The sequence below is a fragment of the Streptococcus sinensis genome (genome assembly GCF_000767835.1).
GTDB lineage: Bacteria > Bacillota > Bacilli > Lactobacillales > Streptococcaceae > Streptococcus > Streptococcus sinensis.
This window is the reverse complement of the sequence record NZ_JPEN01000074.1, coordinates 69,213-87,230: the sequence shown is the minus strand read 5'-3', so window position 1 is coordinate 87,230 and position 18,018 is coordinate 69,213. Positions and strand designations below refer to the sequence as shown.

The window sequence follows — 18,018 nt, the reverse complement described above, 5'->3', positions numbered from 1 at the left end:
GGGACGACGAAATCGAATTCTAACGAATTACCGATTTCTGTCCCACTCTCTTTTTCAGTAAATATTCGATTTCTTTGACAATTAAGCCGTTTGCAAATTCAAATATATCGCAGGATAGGTCACCGCAATCATTGAGCAAAATTGTTAGAATCCGACTTTGATCGGAATTGGTGTGATAGTGTTGGCAGCTAAACTGGGCGGAACTGTCTTGATAGGCCTCTTTTATCCTGTGGAGGTAGAGTTCTTTTCTCTGGATGATTTCTGGGGAGTCTCCATGTAGCTCCCAGACGACATGCTCGTCTAAAAAAGTTTGATAAATATCCCAGTCACGCTGATTTTCTGCCTCAAAAAAGGCAAATAATTTTTCTAAATTTGTCATCTATTTAAACATTTTTTTCCAAAAGGAAGTCTTTTTGTCTGCAGATTTTTTATTTTTTATTGGGTGGAGCACATCAGTAAACTGTTTATTCAAATCTTTTTCTTCAACATCAACAGGATAATTGCTGTGGATGACCAATCCAAAAGGCGAGGATTGGCAAAAGGCAGAGACGATGGTTGCCTCACAACTCAGCTCTTTAGCTGTCTTGAGATAAAAGACTTGGTAGCTGGATTCGACTTCAGGAGAGATTTTAACTGTGACGGGCTGGTAGCTTTCCGTTATGTTAGCTACTATCTCTTTAAAATGCTGCTTCATAATAGAAGAGTTTGCATCAGAAATAGAGCAGTAGCCTATCACCCGCTCTTCAAAAGTTTCCAGAAATTTACGCTGTTCATCAGGATTGAGCTTAGCGTTCCCCTGAGATTTTTCCATGATAATTTTATTAAAGTCTGCCATATCTTTAGTATAGCATAAATAAATTGATTTCTTCTGTTAAAACACATAAATACCCCAAAACAAACAATGTAATCGATTGCAAGTTAAAAATTGTGATTTTTCAAGCAAAGATACTATTTTTCCTTGAAAAAAAAGCGTTTTTACGGTATTATAGACTAGTAAATAATTTTAAATAATAAGGAGAGTCAGAAATGTCAATTATTACTGATGTTTACGCTCGCGAAGTCCTCGACTCACGCGGAAACCCAACACTTGAAGTAGAAGTTTATACTGAATCAGGTGCTTTCGGACGTGGTATGGTTCCTTCAGGAGCTTCTACAGGTGAACACGAAGCAGTAGAACTTCGTGATGGCGACAAATCTCGTTACGGTGGTCTTGGTACACAAAAAGCAGTTGACAACGTGAACAACGTTATCGCTGAAGCTATCATTGGTTACGACGTACGTGATCAACAAGCTATCGACCGTGCAATGATCGCTCTTGACGGTACTCCAAACAAAGGTAAATTGGGTGCGAACGCAATCCTTGGTGTGTCTATCGCTGTAGCTCGTGCTGCTGCTGACTACCTTGAAGTTCCACTTTACAGCTACCTTGGTGGTTTCAACACTAAAGTTCTTCCAACTCCAATGATGAACATCATCAACGGTGGTTCTCACTCAGACGCTCCAATTGCTTTCCAAGAATTTATGATCGTACCTGCTGGTGCACCAACATTCAAAGAAGCTCTTCGTTGGGGTGCTGAAATCTTCCACGCTCTTAAGAAAATCCTTAAAGGCCGTGGTCTTGAAACAGCTGTAGGTGACGAAGGTGGATTCGCTCCTCGTTTCGAAGGAACTGAAGATGGAGTTGAAACTATCCTTGCTGCTATCGAAGCTGCTGGTTATGTTCCAGGTAAAGACGTATTTATCGGATTTGACTGTGCATCATCAGAATTCTACGATAAAGAACGTAAAGTTTACGACTACACTAAATTTGAAGGTGAAGGAGCTGCTGTACGTACTGCTGCAGAACAAATCGACTACCTTGAAGAATTGGTTAACAAATATCCAATCATCACTATCGAAGATGGTATGGATGAAAATGACTGGGACGGTTGGAAAGCTCTTACTGAACGTCTTGGCGGCAAAGTTCAATTGGTTGGTGACGACTTCTTCGTAACAAACACTTCTTACCTTGAAAAAGGTATTGCTGAAGGTGCTGCTAACTCAATCCTTATCAAAGTTAACCAAATCGGTACTCTTACTGAAACATTCGACGCTATCGAAATGGCGAAAGAAGCTGGTTATACTGCTGTTGTATCACACCGTTCAGGTGAAACTGAAGATTCAACAATCGCTGACATCGCAGTTGCAACTAACGCTGGACAAATCAAGACTGGTTCACTTTCACGTACAGACCGTATCGCTAAATACAACCAATTGCTTCGCATCGAAGATCAACTTGGTGAAGTAGCTGAATACCGTGGACTGAAATCATTCTACAACTTGAAAAAATAATCTCTTTATGGGGTTAGGGGCTGTAAAGCCTTGATATTAAGCACTTTGGGGCTCTATCTCAAGGTGCTTTTAGTTTTCTATCATTTGTTGAAATTTGGAGATGGGCTGGGGTATACTTCTTGGTAAGGTGTTTGTTTTATGTTTCAGAGTGTATCTTCAACAATGAAACGGAATATTTACGTTCACTACTTTTTTTATGCCTCTAATAATGGTATACTAGAAGGCAGATATTTTGTTTAGAAAAGGGTAATCAATGCAAAAAAAGACTATTTCCCAGCGCTTGGAGCGAGTAGCTGCTTTTGTGCCGGATGGGGCAAAGGTGCTGGATGTTGGGAGCGATCACGCCTATCTGCCCATCTACCTGATTCAGCAGGGGCGGATTGAGAAGGCTCTGGCCGGAGAAGTGGTAGAGGGGCCTTTTCAGTCTGCCCAGAAAAATGTGGCAGAGCATGGACTGACGGAGCAGATTGAGGTTCGCTTGGCCAATGGTCTGGCAGCTTTTGAGGCGGAAAATCAGATTGACACCATCGTTATCGCTGGCATGGGTGGTCGCTTGATTTCGGAGATTTTGGAAAATGGCAGAGCTAAGCTTGGGTCTATTTCTCGCTTGATTTTGCAGCCCAATAACCGGGAGGATGAGCTCCGGAGCTGGCTGGTTTCAAACGGTTTTCGCTTGCTGGCTGAGGATATCTTAGAAGAGGCTGGAAAGTTTTACGAAATCCTAGTGGCTGAAGCAGGCCAGCAAACTTTGACAGAGCAAGAAAAGCGTTTCGGACCTTTTCTGATGAAGCAACAGTCACCTGCTTTTCAGCTAAGATGGCAGAAAGAACTGAAGAAACTTGAAGGAGCTCTAGCTCATATCCCAGAAAAAAATGAGCTAGAACGCTCTGCTATGTCCCAAAAAATCGAAAGTATCAAGGAGGTACTCCATGCTAGCAAGTGAAATCATCGCCCGTTATGAAGCATACTGCCCGCAAGAACTGTCCATGGAGGGCGACATTTCAGGCCTGCAAATCGGGACTTTGGACAAAGAAGTAGACAAGGTTTTGGTAGCCTTGGATATTCGTGAGCAGACGGTGGCGGAGGCTATTGAGGCAGGTGCTGGACTGATTATCGTTAAGCATGCGCCTATCTTTCGCCCGCTCAAGGACCTAGTGGCAGATAAGGCGCGAAATCAAATCATTCTAGACCTCATCAAGCATGATATTGCTGTCTATGTCAGCCATACCAATATTGATGTCGTGGAGGACGGACTCAACGACTGGTTCTGCCAGCTTCTTGAGATTGAGGAGACAAGTTTTCTTAGTCAGACGGGTCCAGATCAGGGTATTGGCCGCGTGGGGAGGATTGCTCCTCAGACCTTTGGGGACTTCGCGGCTAAGGTCAAGGCAAGTTTTGGACTAGATTGTTTGCGTCTGGTCACTTATGACGAAGCGGATCTCAATCGTGTGATTGAGCGTGTGGCTATTTGTGGTGGCAGCGGTCAGTCCTTTTATTCGGAGGCCATTGCCAAGGGAGCGCAGGTCTACATAACTGGTGATATTTACTATCACACTGCTCAGGAAATGCTGACAGAAGGGCTTTTAGCACTGGATCCAGGACACCATATCGAGGTTCTTTTTACGGAGAAATTAAAAGAAAAGTTTGATAGTTGGAAAGCAGAAGGGGGATGGGAGATTGAGATTCTGGCTAGTCAGGCTTCGACCAATCCTTTCCGACATATTTGAGAGGGAGCGACATGAAAAAAGTAGCAGTAATTGGAGCTGGGATTGTCGGATCAACAGCCGCTTACTATCTGTCTAAATCCCCAGATGTGGAAGTGACTGTCTTTGATGACGGCAAGGGGCAGGCAACCAAGGCAGCTGCCGGCATTATCAGTCCTTGGTTTTCCAAGCGTCGCAATAAAGCTTGGTATAGGATGGCGCGTCTGGGCGCTGATTTTTATCAAGACTTGATTGCGGATCTGAAAGCGGCTGGAATCCAGACAGACTTTTACCAACAGACAGGTGTTTATCTGCTGAAAAAGGACGAGAGCAAGCTGCAGGAGCTTTATGATTTGGCTGCTAATCGTAGAGAAGAGTCGCCCTTAATAGGGGAGTTGAGTCTTCTCAGCCGTCAGGAAGCCCAGGAGAAATTTCCAGACTTGCAAGACTTTGAGCGACTTCTCTATGCTTCCGGTGGTGCCCGGGTAGAGGGAGCGCTCTTGACGGAGACGCTTCTGAAAGCCAGCAAGGCAGAGCTGGTTGAGAAAAAGGTAAGCTTGACAGTAGAGGGAGAGAAACTTCTTGTGGACGGACACAGCTTTGACTGTGTTATCTTAGCTGTGGGGGCTTGGCTGGGAGAAATCTTGCAGCCACTGGGCTATGAGACAGATGTTCGGCCGCAAAAGGGACAGCTACGTGATTTTAGGCTGGCTGAGCAGACAGATGACTACCCAGTTGTTATGCCTGAGGGCGAGCTGGATATCATTCCATTTCTGGCAGGCAAGGTTAGCGTCGGTGCCAGTCATGAAAATGATCAGGCCTTTGACCTGACGGTAGATAAGATAGTATTGGATCGATTGCAGGAAGAAGCGGAGACTTATTTGCCGAGATTGGCTACTGCAGAAATTTTAGGTGAGCGCGTGGGAACGCGAGCTTATACCAGTGACTTTGCTCCTTTCTTTGGAGCTATACCAAATTTGCCGCATGTCTACGCGGCCAGCGGTCTAGGCTCTTCTGGTCTGACAACTGGTCCGCTCATCGGACGCCAATTGGCCCAGATGGCTCTGGGAGAAGCAGGGCTGCTGAATCCAGCTGACTATCTTATCGAGCGGTATGTGGAGAAGGTTTGATATGACAGAAACTATTTTGAATTGGGTCAATGTTTGTGTAAAAAAAGATGAAGAAATCCTACTGCTCAATCGCCAGCATGATAAGTTTAAAGGGTGGATACAACAAGGCGGCTTCATCAGTCTGGGGATAGACTGGTGAAGGTTGGGGATAGAAAAAGCTTAGCTTTTCACCTTCGTAAGAGTTTCCAGAATCTTTTTTTGAAGCTGCAAGGCGCGAATTAAAAGAAGAAACAGGGCTGACTGCTCTAAACTTGGAATTGAAGGGGATTTCAGGCTTCACTAATCCAAGTAAAGAAGAACGGTATGTATATTACTATTTTCTTTGTACTGCCTGTGAGGGGCAAGTCAGGGGAAACGATCATGAAGGGGAGCCCAAATGGTGGAAGATTTCTGAACTTGGCCAGATAGATATGCAGGATGACATACGTGAACGTTTGCCTCTCTATTGGAGGAAAGGCTCTTTCGAGCGGATTCATTACTGGAATGAGGAAAAACACTGTGTCGGGGAAACCAAGACGATTTTGTATAAGTGAATAATTTTTTAAATATTGAGGTATACAAATGTTATTGACGGGAGAAGTATCTTTTAAAAATATAAATTTCATATTTATTCTTGAGAACGGAATTCTAAAATTAATTAGTGATAAAGAAAAGAGAGAAGAAATTAGATTAGAATGGTTTGCTAAGAAACTGGGAAAAGGGGCATATGCTTTCCCAGGAGAACCTATATATCTTCCAGACGATTATTTGATAGGCTTTTGTAATGAACATAATAAAAATATCTTTTTTATTCCAGATAAAACTTCTAGACTATCTGAAAATAACGGAATAATATTAATGAAAATTAATTCATATTTTTTATCTTATTCATCTACTCCTAAAATAAGTAGAATGGAAATTAATTCAAAAGAAATAGACTATATACACTCTATCAATAATTCATTTGAGTTTTCTAATAATGTTGATGAAGAACATAGAGGTATAGTAAATCTTAAAACAAGAGATTTTGATAGTACTACAACTAAAAAACAATCCTTTCATGTTGATGGAAAGGAAGTTCAAGTATCATTTGGGATTTCACGTATTGTGAATTTTTCTATAGATACTCCACCGCTCGTTTTAAAATCAGCAATGATTTTCAATTTTGAAGAAACTGAGGATTATTTCTTTATTTCAAGACTGGAGAGAATTGCTAAAGAATTCATACAATTTCTTTGCTTCAGAAAAAATATTAAAATCAACACAGTTTCTTTGCTTCAGAAAAAATATTAAAATCAACACAGTTTCTTTGTATGGAAAAGATACTGGTAGAATTGGAAACTATTATAATGTAATAGAAAGATCAGTGCTTGATGAACCAGAAACTTTAAAAGATAATAGGTATATATCACAATTCTTTTTTTCTGGTCATGAGGGAGAAATTTTAGAAGAAATTTCAAACAACAGGCTTTATTTGAGACACATATCAGAATCGTTTGAAAGAGGATTAACTATTGACGAATCAAGCTTTATATTAATTATGGCTGCTTTTGAGTGGGAGTTTAGAAAGCTGTTTCCTGATGGGGTTCCTAAAAGTAAGGACAGGCTTGAGGTTGAACACAAAGCAAATGAAGCTATTGATAAATTGATTGAAAATAGTAATGGAAAATTAAAAGGAATATTTAAGAGAATTAAGAAATCCGCCATTTCAATAATTTCTTTATCTCAAAAACTTGAATATACTTTTACAACATTAAAAGATGTTCTTGATGAATTTGGAGATAACTTATATAAACTTAATAATGAAACTTTTATTTTAAAAGATACTTGCAAAAGACTAGCTAAACAAAGAAATAATTTTGCACATGGGAATCTTGATAAAGAATTTATTGATAATGCACTTCTTGATGTTATTTTTATGAGATTTGTAATTTATGCAATGCAACTTAAACGTTGTGGTGTTGATCAGACTAATATAAGAAAAAGTATTGGTCAACTATTCAGACAAAGGATTTCTATATAAATGTGTAAATTTAATTCTTTAAATATATTTTATAAGGAGAAGTTATGGACTGGTTACGATCGCAGCCTGTTGTTATGCAGGCATTCTTGGCTGGGCTGTTCACATGGGGTTGTACTATTGTGGGCTCGGCTATTGTATTTTTCTTTAAACAGGTCAGTCGCAAGTTGCTAGATATTATGATGGGCTTTGCGGCGGGCGTTATGATTGCGGCTTCCTTTTGGTCGCTTCTGGCACCGTCGATTGAGTATGCGCAGAGTTCTTATGGCAAGCTATCCTGGTTGCCAGCAGCGATTGGTTTTTTAGTGGGCGGTTTTTTCCTGCGGCTGATTGATGCGGTGGTGCCTCACTTGCACTTGAGCAAGGATATTTCGGAGGCAGAGAGTGTTCCTGAGCATAGCCGAAAGAAGCTGTCCAAGACTGCTCTGCTCTTCTTAGCCATTACTATTCACAATTTTCCAGAAGGTTTGGCAGTCGGAGTAGCCTTTGGTGCTTTGGCCGCCAATCCTAGTCCGGAAGCCTTTGTCGGCGCGATTGGCCTAGCTTTGGGAATTGGCCTGCAAAACGTCCCGGAGGGGGCTGCTTTGTCCATTCCAATTCGGACGGACGGAAAGTCTCGACTTAAAGCCTTTTACTGGGGGTTCCATGTCCGCGATTGTAGAGCCAATCGGGGCTGTTCTGGGGGCAGTTGCTGTTATGGCCATGACGGCTATTCTACCCTATGCCCTATCCTTTGCGGCGGGAGCTATGATCTTCGTAGTGGTAGAGGAGTTGATACCGGATTCGCAGACCAATGGCAATACCGATGTGGCGACTTTGGGACTCATGGTGGGCTTCGTTCTCATGATGGTCTTGGATGTGGCTTTGGGTTGATGCTAACTTAGAATCAAAGAGTATAAGAAAGCGGAATTTCCGCTTTTTTTCTTTTGTCTAAGGCTAGTGAAAAGGATGACATCCGCTTTCAAAAATGGTAAAATAAGGAGAATACATTAAGAGAGGAAACTCATATGAAAGGTATTATTCTTGCAGGTGGTTCTGGTACACGTTTGTATCCATTGACCCGCGCTGCGTCAAAACAGCTCATGCCGGTTTATGACAAACCCATGATTTATTATCCGCTGTCAACTCTTATGCTGGCTGGAATCAAGGACATCTTGATTATCTCTACTCCGACGGATCTGCCTCGTTTTGAGGATTTGCTGGGAGACGGCTCTGAGTTTGGTATCAAGCTCTCTTATGCAGAGCAGCCAAGTCCAGACGGGCTGGCACAAGCCTTTATCATTGGGGCTGATTTTATTGGAGATGATAATGTAGCGCTGATTCTTGGGGATAATATTTACCATGGACCAGGTCTGAGTAAAATGCTCCAAAATGCTGCTGCTAAGGAAAAAGGAGCAACTGTTTTTGGCTACCATGTCAAGGATCCAGAACGCTTTGGTGTAGTAGAATTTGATGAAAATATGAATGCTATCTCCATCGAAGAAAAACCGGAACAGCCGCGCTCTAACTATGCAGTGACAGGACTGTATTTCTACGATAACGATGTTGTAGAAATTGCCAAGAACATCAAGCCAAGTCCTCGTGGGGAGTTGGAAATCACAGATGTTAACAAGGCTTATCTGGAACGTGGAGATTTGTCTGTCGAGCTGATGGGACGTGGTTTTGCCTGGTTGGATACAGGGACTCACGAAAGTTTATTAGAAGCAGCTCAATATATCGAAACGGTTCAGCGTATGCAGAACGTTCAAGTGGCGAATCTAGAAGAAATTGCCTATCGTATGGGCTATATCACTAAAGAGCAAGTGCATGAATTGGCGCAGCCGTTGAAGAAGAATGAATACGGACAATACTTGCTCCGTTTGATTGGAGAAGCATAAGAAGATGACAGAACAATTTTTTGATAAGGAATTAGCAGCGCGTGAGGTTCCTGGAATCCCTGGAATGCTGGAATTTGATATCCCTGTACGCGGGGACAACCGAGGCTGGTTTAAGGAGAATTTCCAAAAGGAAAAAATGCTGCCGTTAGGCTTTCCTGAAAGCTTCTTTGCAGAAGGAAAACTGCAAAATAATGTCAGCTTTTCTCGTAAAAATGTCCTGCGTGGTCTTCATGCTGAGCCCTGGGACAAGTACATCTCTGTTGCTGATGACGGTAAGGTGCTGGGTTCTTGGGTCGACTTGCGTGAAGGTGAGACCTTTGGTAATACTTACCAGACAGTAATCGATGCCAGCAAGGGTATTTTTGTACCTCGAGGCGTAGCCAATGGCTTCCAAGTCCTTTCTGATACCGTTTCCTATAGCTATCTGGTCAATGACTACTGGGCTTTGGAACTCAAACCTAAGTATGCCTTTGTCAACTATGCAGACCCAGCTTTAGGCATCCAGTGGGAAAACCTAGAAGCAGCAGAAGTCTCAGAAGCAGACAAGAACCATCCACTACTTAAGGATGTCAAACCTCTAAGAAAAGAAGACTTGTGAGAAGAATTCTTTTCTGACGCATTAATTTATATTGAAATATATGATTTAGCTCAGCTCTTATCCGAGCGAAGCGAGTGGAAGAAATGATTGCCGCTGGGGTGTAAATCATGAGAGTGGGACGACGAAATCGGTAATTCATTAGAATTCGATTTCGTCGTCCCACCTCCGCACAGTTGAGTAGGGCTGTAAAAGCTGATGAAATCAGCGTAGTAGAGCCCACTCAACCACTGCGTCTTGATCGACAATCCAAAGACAATTGAGAGGCTAGGACTTTTGTCCCAGCCTCATGACAGGGGATTTTTGAGACATTTGGCTCAAAAATAAGCAATGAAACCGGAGGTTTGCTTGCGTCCCCACCACTTAAGACAATTATAAAAAAGTTAAGGAATAAAAATGACTGAATACAAAAAAATTATCGTTACAGGTGGAGCTGGTTTTATCGGTTCTAACTTTGTCCACTATGTTTACAATAACTTTCCAGATGTCCATGTGACAGTGCTGGACAAGCTGACTTATGCGGGTAATCGTGCCAATATTGAAGAAATTTTGGGCGACCGCGTTGAGTTGGTTGTTGGAGATATTGCTGATGCAGCCTTGGTAGACAAGCTGGCGGCTGAAGCGGATGCTATCGTTCACTATGCGGCAGAAAGCCACAATGATAACTCGCTCAATGACCCGAGTCCATTTATCCACACCAACTTCATCGGAACTTACACACTTTTGGAAGCAGCTCGTAAGTACGACATTCGTTTCCACCATGTGTCAACTGACGAAGTCTATGGTGACCTGCCTCTGCGTGAAGATTTGCCAGGTCATGGAGAAGGACCAGGTGAGAAATTTACGGCTGAAACCAAGTACAATCCAAGCTCGCCTTACTCATCAACCAAGGCGGCTTCAGACTTGATCGTTAAAGCTTGGGTGCGCTCATTTGGTGTCAAAGCGACTATTTCTAACTGTTCAAACAACTATGGTCCTTACCAGCACATCGAGAAGTTCATCCCGCGCCAAATCACCAATATCTTGAGCGGTATCAAGCCAAAACTCTACGGTGAAGGTAAGAATGTGCGTGACTGGATTCACACCAATGACCATTCATCAGGCGTTTGGACGATTCTGACCAAGGGTCAAATCGGTGAAACTTACTTGATTGGTGCTGACGGTGAGAAGAATAATAAGGAAGTGCTGGAACTGATTCTCAAGGAAATGGGGCAGCCAGCTGATGCTTATGACCATGTGACCGATCGTGCAGGTCACGACCTTCGCTATGCCATTGATGCTAGCAAGCTTCGTGATGAGCTAGGTTGGAAGCCAGAGTTCACCAACTTTGAAGCGGGTCTCAAAGAAACAATCAAGTGGTACACGGACAACCAAGACTGGTGGAAATCAGAAAAAGAAGCAGTTGAAGCCAACTATGCCAAGACTCAGGAAGTGATTAAATAAAATAGATTGAAGCAGGTGTGCGAGACAAGGTAAAAAATGTAGAGTTTTTAGTAGCCTATCTCAAATCGTAGGAATTAGCTACCAGGCCTATCTGAATCTTTTATGATACAAAAATGAGGTTGAGACGATTATTGTCCTAGCCTCTTTTTCGTAGTGTTTAGCCTCTTAGAGTAGATTTTTCAAAAGAAAGTTTTTAAAAAAATTTGCTATAATAGACCTATGAACAAGCTAATCCAATCAAAGCTGGAACTGTTGCCGACCAGTCCCGGCTGTTACATTCACAAAGACAAAAACGGTATCATTATCTATGTCGGAAAAGCTAAGAATCTCCGCAATCGGGTTCGCTCTTATTTCCGTGGCAGCCACGATACCAAGACGGAGGCCCTGGTTTCCGAGATTGAGGATTTTGAGTTTATTGTCACCGAGTCCAACATTGAGGCTTTGCTCCTAGAAATCAATCTAATCAAGGAAAATAAGCCCAAGTACAATATCATGCTCAAGGACGATAAGTCCTATCCATTTATCAAGATTACCAACGAAACCTATCCGCGCCTAATCATCACGCGCCAAGTCAAAAAAGACGGCGGACTTTATTTTGGTCCTTACCCCGATGTTGGTGCGGCCAATGAAATCAAGCGCCTGCTCGATCGAATTTTTACGTTCAAAAAATGTACCAATCCACCTGCAAAAGTCTGCTTTTATTATCACTTGGGGCAATGTGAAGCCCATACGATTTGCAAGCGGGATAGCCAGTATTTCAAGAATATGGCTCAGGAAGTGTCGGACTTTCTCAAAGGTCAGGACGATAAAATTATCGATGAGCTCCGTGATAAGATGAATAAAACAGCTGCAGCTATGGAGTTTGAGCGAGCGGCTGAATACCGCGACCTGATTCAGGCTATTGGGACCTTGCGTACCAAGCAGCGGGTCATGGCCAAGGATTTGCAGAATCGCGATGTTTTTGGTTACTATGTGGACAAGGGCTGGATGTGCGTGCAGGTTTTCTTTGTCCGCCAGGGCAAACTAATTGAGCGTGATGTCAATCTTTTCCCCTATTACAATGATCCCGACGAAGATTTCCTGACCTATATTGGCCAGTTTTATCAGGAAAAATCCCACCTCAAGCCCAATGAAATCTTAATTCCAGCAGACATTGATGAAGAAGCTGTTCGGGCTATGGTGGATACCAAAGTAGTCAAGCCTCAGCGAGGCGAAAAGAAGCAGTTGGTCAATCTGGCTATTAAGAATGCTCGGGTCAGCCTCCAGCAGAAATTTGATCTTTTGGAGAAATCCGTTGAGAAAACGCAGGGCGCTATCGAAAATCTAGGGAAGCTCCTCAACATTCCGACGCCGGTTCGGATTGAGTCTTTCGATAACTCCAATATTATGGGAACTAGTCCCGTATCGGCTATGGTGGTCTTTGTCAATGGTAAGCCTAGCAAGAAGGATTACCGCAAATACAAAATCAAGACCGTAGTAGGGTCGGACGACTACGCCAGTATGCGAGAGGTCATCAAGCGGCGCTATAGTCGGGTCATTCGTGACGGGCTGACGCCACCAGATCTGATTGTCATTGATGGTGGACAGGGCCAGGTCAATGTCGCTAAAGAAGTTATCCAGGAGCAGTTGGGACTGGATATTCCCATCGCTGGACTACAAAAAAATGACAAGCACCAGACTCATGAATTGCTCTTTGGCGATCCTTTGCAAGTCGTAGAATTATCTCGTAATTCGCAGGAATTTTTCCTACTCCAGCGTATCCAAGATGAGGTGCACCGCTTTGCCATTACCTTCCACCGCCAGCTCCGGTCTAAGAATTCCTTCTCATCGCAACTAGACGGCATCGAAGGCTTGGGGCCAAAGCGCAAGCAAAATCTCATGAAGCATTTCAAATCTTTGACCAAGATTAAGGAAGCCAGTGTCGATGAAATCGTCGAAGTGGGCGTACCGCGAGCGGTGGCAGAAGCTGTAAGGGCTAAGTTGAACGAACTAGACAAGCGGAAAGAAATATCATTACCAGAGGTTGCAGAACCCTTAGTAGAGTTGGATAGTTAATATATAAACCAAGACCGTGCAAGCGGTCTTTTGTGGTATAATGGAGGTATTCTAGGAGGAAATATATGAACCACAAAATCGCAATTCTATCTGATATACATGGGAATACCACGGCCTTGAAGGCAGTTCTGTCAGATTCCAAAAAACAAAAAGTGACAGAATACTGGCTTTTGGGGGATATTTTTCTCCCTGGCCCGGGGGAAAATGATTTGCTATCCTTGTTAAGAGACCTGCCTATCACAGCGACTGTCCGCGGAAACTGGGATGATTATGTCCTAGAGGCCTTAGATGGGCAATATGGCTTAGAAGACCCACAGGAAGTCCAACTCTTGCGTATGACGCAGTATTTGATGGAGCGAATGGATCCCGATCAGATCGCTTGGCTACGGAGTCTGCCCATGGTTGCAAGGAAAGAAATAGATGGACTGCGTTTTTCGCTCTCGCATAACTTGCCTGACAAAAACTATGGGAGTGACTTACTGGTTGACAATGATACGAAGAAATTTGACCAGCTACTTGATGAGGAAACAGATGTGGCAGTTTACGGTCATGTCCATAAGCAGTTGCTTCGCTATGGAAGCCAAGGGCAACAAATTATCAACCCTGGTTCGATTGGCATGCCCTATTTTGATTGGATGGCCTTGAAAAATCACCGTGCCCAGTATGCCTTGATTGAAGTTGAAGATGGGGAAATGGTGAACATTCAATTCCGAAAAGTCGCCTATGACTACGAAGCAGAGTTAGAATTGGCCAAAGAAAAAGCTCTCCCTTTTATCGAAATGTATGAAGAATTACGACGTGAAGATAACTACCAAGGCCATAACCGAGAATTGTTGGTTTACTTGAATGACAAGTACGGTTACACTGAGGATGTGAGAAAGTTTTTTGGAGAAAATGACGATTAATCCCCTGAAAGAAGGAAAGGTGAAAAAGAAGGCTAGAGTAGCTAAATCATCTAGTCATACTAATGAAGTTGTTGGATGATAATAGACTGGAGAAGTATCATGTTAGATATGAGAAATCAAAGTTTACATCTCCTTTTTGCAAGCTTCTATCTCGGACGTTGGTATTGTATCTGCATTTGGAATGGCCCTGCATTACTATTCTGTAGAAAAGAGGTAGCAGAACTTGAAAAGGGAATTTGGCTGGCTTGCCACAAACGTGCTTCAGCTATGATTTGACAATAAAATAATATTGTATTATAATATATGTATTCTTTATTTACAGGAGGCAATAATGAAAAAAATTATTACAGCTAGTGTAGCGCTTTTATCAGTTATCACTTTAGCAGCATGCTCAGGAAAAACAGCTTCAGAATCTTCTGGTAAAGCTTCAAGCTCGGTAGAAAAAAAATCTACTTCAGAGAATCAATCAAGTGGCTCTGAAACTTCATCAAAAACGGCTAGTTCAGATGCAGAACTGTCAGAAATTGTTCTCTTGACTGACGAAGAAATCGACAATGCAAAGACAATTGGCGATATGAAAGCTCTCTTTGGGAAGCTGATTGATAACTACCAAAAATACATTACTGAAATCGGGAAGAAAGTTCCAGAGGCTGGGAAAGAAGCTTACAATCAACAAGTAGAACCTGCAATTCAGTCTATGGAAGCTTCTAGAAAGGCATTTAATGACACGCTTTCAAGTGTTGGCTCAGACGACGCAGAACTTCCAGAACAAAGTCGTGCCCTATTTGTTCAACAGTTGAAAACAGGACGTGATACCATGAAGAAAGCGATTGAAGGAGCTTATAAAGCTCTTGCTCCTCTCACATCTGGACAATAATATCAACAAAGTAGGTGAGCTATCACCTGCTTTTTCTATGCTAAAATTTAAAAAGAGAAGCAAAGAAAGGACACTTTGAGAGAAAAGTTTGAATGTACAAGTTCCTGAGTGTTTTCTTATTTAGAGAAATCTGTAAAAATAGAGAATAGCTACTGAAAACATTCCTAACACTTTTTTAGTCAGGTTCCTTTCCATGGAAAATCCCTGCAAACTCTTACAAAATGTGATAAAATGAAGCTAGTAGATTTAGAAAAGGAAGTTACTATGAAATTTCTTGAGTTAAATAAAAAACGTCATGCGACTAAGCATTTTAACGATAAACCCGTAGATCCAAGGGATGTGCGGACTGCGATTGAGATTGCGACTTTGGCCCCCAGTGCTCACAATAGTCAGCCTTGGAAGTTCGTTGTCGTGCGGGAACGCAATCAGGCTTTAGCCGAGACAGCTTTCGGTGGTAATGTGGACCAGATTAAGGAAGCACCAGTAACCATTGCCCTCTTTACGGATACAGATTTGACAAAGCGAGCTCGTAAGATTGCGCGCGTAGCTGGAGTGAGGAATTTCTCAGATGAGCAGCTCCAATTTTACATGCAGAATTTACCAGCTGAGTTTGCTCGCTACAATGATCAGCAAAAGAGTGATTATTTAGCACTTAATGCTGGTCTGGTGGCCATGAATCTTGTCCTAGCTCTGACTGACCAAGGTATCGGATCCAATATCATTTTAGGTTTCGACAAATCCAAAGTCAATGAGGTTTTGGAGATTGACGAGCGTTTCCGTCCAGAGCTCTTGATTACTGTTGGCTATACAGACGATAAGTTAGAGCCTAGCTATCGTTTGCCAGTCGATGAGATTATTGAGAAACGTTGATAAAATTCTATTTTTAGAATTTACGATTTAATTCGATAGATAGTTTGTTTTAAATCGAATGATGTATTGAGGTGAAATAATGACAATTGATTTTAAAGCAGAAGTTGAAAAACGCAGAGAAGCACTCTTGGCTGACTTGTTCAGTCTGTTGGAAATTAACTCAGAGCGGGACGATTCAAAGGCAGATAAGGAACATCCTTTTGGGCCCGGTCCTGTTCAAGCCTTGCATAAGTTTTTAGAAATCGCTGAACGGGATGGTTATGAAACGAAGAATGTGGACAATTATGCCGGGCACTTTACTTTTGGCGAGGGAGAAGAAGAATTAGGAATTTTTGCTCACATGGATGTGGTGCCAGCTGGAAGTGGCTGGAATACAGATCCTTACAAACCTGAAATCATTGATGGCAAGCTTTATGCGCGTGGTTCATCTGATGACAAAGGGCCAACCATGGCTTGTTACTATGGTTTGAAAATCATCAAAGACTTGGGATTGCCAGTATCTAAGCGCGTGCGCTTTGTGGTGGGGACAGATGAGGAATCCGGCTGGCAAGATATGGACTATTATTTCAAACATGTAGGCCTGCCTGAGCCAGACTTTGGCTTCTCGCCAGACGCTGAGTTCCCAATCATTAACGGTGAAAAAGGGAATATCACAGAATATCTCCACTTTGGTAACAGTAATGATGGCAGCTTTAAACTCAAGAGCTTCACTGGCGGACTTCGCGAGAATATGGTACCTGAATCAGCAACAGCTATTTTTACGTCACCAGTTGATGCAGCTGAATTGGATGAGAAATTGCAAGAGTTTGCGGCTGGCCACAAGCTTTCAGCTAGTCTGAAAGCTTGTGGCGACGCTGTTGAAGTGACGGTTATTGGGAAGTCTGCTCACGGTTCTACACCAGAGGATGGTATCAACGGAGCAACCTACTTGGCTCTCTTCCTCAACCAATTTGACTTTGCAGGAGATGCCAAAGCTTATCTGGAAGTGGTAGCACAAGTTCTGCACAACGATTTCGCTGGCGAGAAGTTAGGAATCGCTTATACAGATGCTAAAATGGGCGCTCTCAGTATGAACGCAGGTATTTTCGATTTCGATAGTGCTAAGGATGACAATACCATTGCTTTGAACATCCGTTACCCACAAGGAACTGATCCAAAAACGATTCAGGCTGATCTTGAAAAAGTTCCAGGTGTCGTGTCAGTGAGCCTGTCTGAGCATGAGCACACACCGCACTATGTCCCAGCAGATGATGAATTGGTAGCAACTCTTTTGAGTGTTTACGAAAAACAAACAGGTCTCAAAGGACATGAGCAAGTCATCGGTGGCGGAACCTTTGGCCGTCTTTTGAAGCGCGGTGTGGCTTTCGGTGCTATGTTCCCAGACTATGTCAACACTATGCACCAAGCCAACGAATTTACAGATGTAGAAGACCTTTTCCGTGCAGCAGCGATTTACGCGGAAGCAATCTACGAGCTAATCAAATAAAAAGAAGAACTCGTTTGGCCTTGCTGGATGAGTTTCTTTGCAAGGAGCTGTCATGCAAACAATAGAGGACATTGCCAAGGCCATCATGGCTGATCCAGAAAATCAGAAATATACAGAGCAGGGGATCAAGCCGCTTTTTGCGGCGCCTAAGAAAGCTCGAATTAACATTGTCGGTCAGGCACCAGGTCTTAAAACCCAGCAGGCGGGGCTTTACTGGAAGGACAAGAGTGGAGACCGATTGAGAGAATGGCTGGGTGTTGATGAAGAGACTTTTTATCAGTCTGGATACTTTGCGGTCTTGCCTATGGATTTTTATTTCCCAGGACATGGAAAGTCTGGAGATTTACCGCCTCGTAAGGGCTTTGCCGAAAAGTGGCATCAGCCGATTTTAGAGCTTTTACCAGATATTGAGCTGACAATTTTGATTGGTCAGTATGCGCAGAAATACTATCTGCAACAAAAGGGGAATGTCAAGCTAACCGAGACTGTCCAACATTATCAAGACTACCTGCCCGACTTTTTCCCTCTGGTCCACCCTTCCCCTCGCAACCAAATATGGATGGCTAAAAATCCTTGGTTTGCGGAGCAGATTGTGCCAAATTTGCGGTCTCGTGTGCAGGAAATTATATTAAAGTGAGAGCAAAAGACTTCCTACAAGATATTTTTTGGGTGTCACACTTCGTAGAAACTTACAATTTGTATCACTGTTAGGCGATTTCAGACTAGATTTGTGAGAAATGACTCTTT

The 18,018-nt window shown here is 42.8% G+C and carries 18 protein-coding genes and 2 pseudogenes; 18 read left to right on the top strand and 2 right to left on the bottom strand.

All coding sequences use genetic code 11. The features are described from left to right. Positions 1-19: 19 nt before the first annotated feature. Positions 20-379 carry a hypothetical protein gene (locus SSIN_RS06890; RefSeq protein WP_037617239.1) on the bottom strand — a complete coding sequence of 120 codons (360 nt, stop codon included), beginning with the start codon at positions 377-379 and terminating at the stop codon, positions 20-22. After that, positions 380-835 carry a DUF1694 domain-containing protein gene (locus SSIN_RS06885; protein ID WP_037617233.1) on the bottom strand — a complete coding sequence of 152 codons (456 nt, stop codon included), beginning with the start codon at positions 833-835 and terminating at the stop codon, positions 380-382. It lies immediately after the preceding gene. Positions 836-1,026: 191 nt separating this feature from the next. On the opposite strand from SSIN_RS06885, the gene eno reads away from it, so the two are divergent. From eno to SSIN_RS06800, 18 genes and pseudogenes are all read left to right on the top strand, one after another. Then, entirely contained in the window at positions 1,027-2,331 is a 1,305-nt protein-coding gene (eno, locus tag SSIN_RS06880) for a surface-displayed alpha-enolase (protein ID WP_037617231.1), read from the top strand. Positions 2,332-2,584: 253 nt separating this feature from the next. After that, a complete protein-coding gene (locus SSIN_RS06875; protein ID WP_037617230.1) occupies positions 2,585-3,274 on the top strand; it encodes a tRNA (adenine(22)-N(1))-methyltransferase in 690 nt (229 codons plus the stop codon). Then, the gene (locus tag SSIN_RS06870; RefSeq protein ID WP_037617229.1) at positions 3,261-4,058 is read left to right on the top strand and encodes a Nif3-like dinuclear metal center hexameric protein; all 798 of its coding nucleotides are present in this window, start codon (positions 3,261-3,263) and stop codon (positions 4,056-4,058) included. The genes SSIN_RS06875 and SSIN_RS06870 overlap by 14 nt, the downstream gene beginning before the upstream one ends. 11 nt (positions 4,059-4,069) lie before the next feature. After that, positions 4,070-5,164 (top strand): NAD(P)/FAD-dependent oxidoreductase, encoded by a 1,095-nt coding sequence (locus SSIN_RS06865; RefSeq protein WP_037617228.1) that lies wholly within the window; start codon positions 4,070-4,072, stop codon positions 5,162-5,164. Between the two features lies 1 nt (position 5,165). Then, positions 5,166-5,303 carry an NUDIX hydrolase gene (locus tag SSIN_RS11150; protein WP_425314566.1) on the top strand — a complete coding sequence of 46 codons (138 nt, stop codon included), beginning with the start codon at positions 5,166-5,168 and terminating at the stop codon, positions 5,301-5,303. A 40-nt stretch (positions 5,304-5,343) separates the two neighbouring features. After that, a pseudogene (locus SSIN_RS06860) lies at positions 5,344-5,697 on the top strand (NUDIX domain-containing protein); the annotation flags it as partial. A gap of 28 nt (positions 5,698-5,725) precedes the next feature. Then, on the top strand, positions 5,726-6,436 hold the full coding sequence (locus tag SSIN_RS10070; RefSeq protein ID WP_052076771.1) for a hypothetical protein: 711 nt from the start codon (positions 5,726-5,728) through the stop codon (positions 6,434-6,436). Further along, positions 6,354-7,166 (top strand): HEPN domain-containing protein, encoded by an 813-nt coding sequence (locus SSIN_RS10065; protein WP_167332869.1) that lies wholly within the window; start codon positions 6,354-6,356, stop codon positions 7,164-7,166. Before SSIN_RS10070 ends, SSIN_RS10065 begins: the two co-directional genes overlap by 83 nt. A 44-nt stretch (positions 7,167-7,210) precedes the next feature. Continuing rightward, positions 7,211-8,036 (top strand): annotated as a pseudogene (tmpA, locus tag SSIN_RS06850) (ZIP family manganese transporter TmpA). A 134-nt stretch (positions 8,037-8,170) separates the two neighbouring features. Next, positions 8,171-9,040, top strand: coding sequence for a glucose-1-phosphate thymidylyltransferase RfbA (gene rfbA / locus SSIN_RS06845; RefSeq protein ID WP_037617225.1), 870 nt, complete (start codon positions 8,171-8,173; stop codon positions 9,038-9,040). Between the two features lie 4 nt (positions 9,041-9,044). After that, positions 9,045-9,638: a dTDP-4-dehydrorhamnose 3,5-epimerase family protein gene (locus tag SSIN_RS06840; protein ID WP_015605114.1), complete on the top strand. Its 594-nt coding sequence runs from the start codon at positions 9,045-9,047 to the stop codon at positions 9,636-9,638. 393 nt (positions 9,639-10,031) lie between these two features. After that, entirely contained in the window at positions 10,032-11,078 is a 1,047-nt protein-coding gene (rfbB, locus tag SSIN_RS06835; protein ID WP_002909476.1) for a dTDP-glucose 4,6-dehydratase, read from the top strand. A 219-nt stretch (positions 11,079-11,297) separates the two neighbouring features. Next, positions 11,298-13,133 (top strand): excinuclease ABC subunit UvrC, encoded by a 1,836-nt coding sequence (gene uvrC, locus SSIN_RS06830; RefSeq protein ID WP_037617221.1) that lies wholly within the window; start codon positions 11,298-11,300, stop codon positions 13,131-13,133. Between the two features lie 65 nt (positions 13,134-13,198). Then, positions 13,199-14,038, top strand: coding sequence for a metallophosphoesterase family protein (locus SSIN_RS06825; RefSeq protein ID WP_037617219.1), 840 nt, complete (start codon positions 13,199-13,201; stop codon positions 14,036-14,038). A gap of 331 nt (positions 14,039-14,369) precedes the next feature. Further along, the gene (locus SSIN_RS06815) at positions 14,370-14,915 is read left to right on the top strand and encodes a hypothetical protein (RefSeq protein WP_037617215.1); all 546 of its coding nucleotides are present in this window, start codon (positions 14,370-14,372) and stop codon (positions 14,913-14,915) included. A 264-nt stretch (positions 14,916-15,179) separates the two neighbouring features. Beyond that, the gene (locus SSIN_RS06810; RefSeq protein WP_037617212.1) at positions 15,180-15,785 is read left to right on the top strand and encodes a nitroreductase family protein; all 606 of its coding nucleotides are present in this window, start codon (positions 15,180-15,182) and stop codon (positions 15,783-15,785) included. Between the two features lie 79 nt (positions 15,786-15,864). Continuing rightward, complete coding sequence (gene pepV / locus SSIN_RS06805; RefSeq protein WP_037617209.1) at positions 15,865-17,271, top strand: dipeptidase PepV; 1,407 nt, start codon at positions 15,865-15,867, stop codon at positions 17,269-17,271. A gap of 52 nt (positions 17,272-17,323) precedes the next feature. Further along, on the top strand, positions 17,324-17,908 hold the full coding sequence (locus tag SSIN_RS06800) for a uracil-DNA glycosylase family protein (protein ID WP_037617207.1): 585 nt from the start codon (positions 17,324-17,326) through the stop codon (positions 17,906-17,908). The last annotated feature ends 110 nt before the right edge of the window (positions 17,909-18,018 follow it).

Coding starts and splice junctions, on each gene's coding strand:
- SSIN_RS06890 (WP_037617239.1), bottom strand. CDS start 379: ATGACAAATTTAGAAAAATTATTTGCCTTTTTTGAGGCAGAAAATCAG.
- SSIN_RS06885 (WP_037617233.1), bottom strand. CDS start 835: ATGGCAGACTTTAATAAAATTATCATGGAAAAATCTCAGGGGAACGCT.
- eno (WP_037617231.1), top strand. CDS start 1,027: ATGTCAATTATTACTGATGTTTACGCTCGCGAAGTCCTCGACTCACGC.
- SSIN_RS06875 (WP_037617230.1), top strand. CDS start 2,585: ATGCAAAAAAAGACTATTTCCCAGCGCTTGGAGCGAGTAGCTGCTTTT.
- SSIN_RS06870 (WP_037617229.1), top strand. CDS start 3,261: ATGCTAGCAAGTGAAATCATCGCCCGTTATGAAGCATACTGCCCGCAA.
- SSIN_RS06865 (WP_037617228.1), top strand. CDS start 4,070: ATGAAAAAAGTAGCAGTAATTGGAGCTGGGATTGTCGGATCAACAGCC.
- SSIN_RS11150 (WP_425314566.1), top strand. CDS start 5,166: ATGACAGAAACTATTTTGAATTGGGTCAATGTTTGTGTAAAAAAAGAT.
- SSIN_RS10070 (WP_052076771.1), top strand. CDS start 5,726: ATGTTATTGACGGGAGAAGTATCTTTTAAAAATATAAATTTCATATTT.
- rfbA (WP_037617225.1), top strand. CDS start 8,171: ATGAAAGGTATTATTCTTGCAGGTGGTTCTGGTACACGTTTGTATCCA.
- SSIN_RS06840 (WP_015605114.1), top strand. CDS start 9,045: ATGACAGAACAATTTTTTGATAAGGAATTAGCAGCGCGTGAGGTTCCT.
- rfbB (WP_002909476.1), top strand. CDS start 10,032: ATGACTGAATACAAAAAAATTATCGTTACAGGTGGAGCTGGTTTTATC.
- uvrC (WP_037617221.1), top strand. CDS start 11,298: ATGAACAAGCTAATCCAATCAAAGCTGGAACTGTTGCCGACCAGTCCC.
- SSIN_RS06825 (WP_037617219.1), top strand. CDS start 13,199: ATGAACCACAAAATCGCAATTCTATCTGATATACATGGGAATACCACG.
- SSIN_RS06815 (WP_037617215.1), top strand. CDS start 14,370: ATGAAAAAAATTATTACAGCTAGTGTAGCGCTTTTATCAGTTATCACT.
- SSIN_RS06810 (WP_037617212.1), top strand. CDS start 15,180: ATGAAATTTCTTGAGTTAAATAAAAAACGTCATGCGACTAAGCATTTT.
- pepV (WP_037617209.1), top strand. CDS start 15,865: ATGACAATTGATTTTAAAGCAGAAGTTGAAAAACGCAGAGAAGCACTC.
- SSIN_RS06800 (WP_037617207.1), top strand. CDS start 17,324: ATGCAAACAATAGAGGACATTGCCAAGGCCATCATGGCTGATCCAGAA.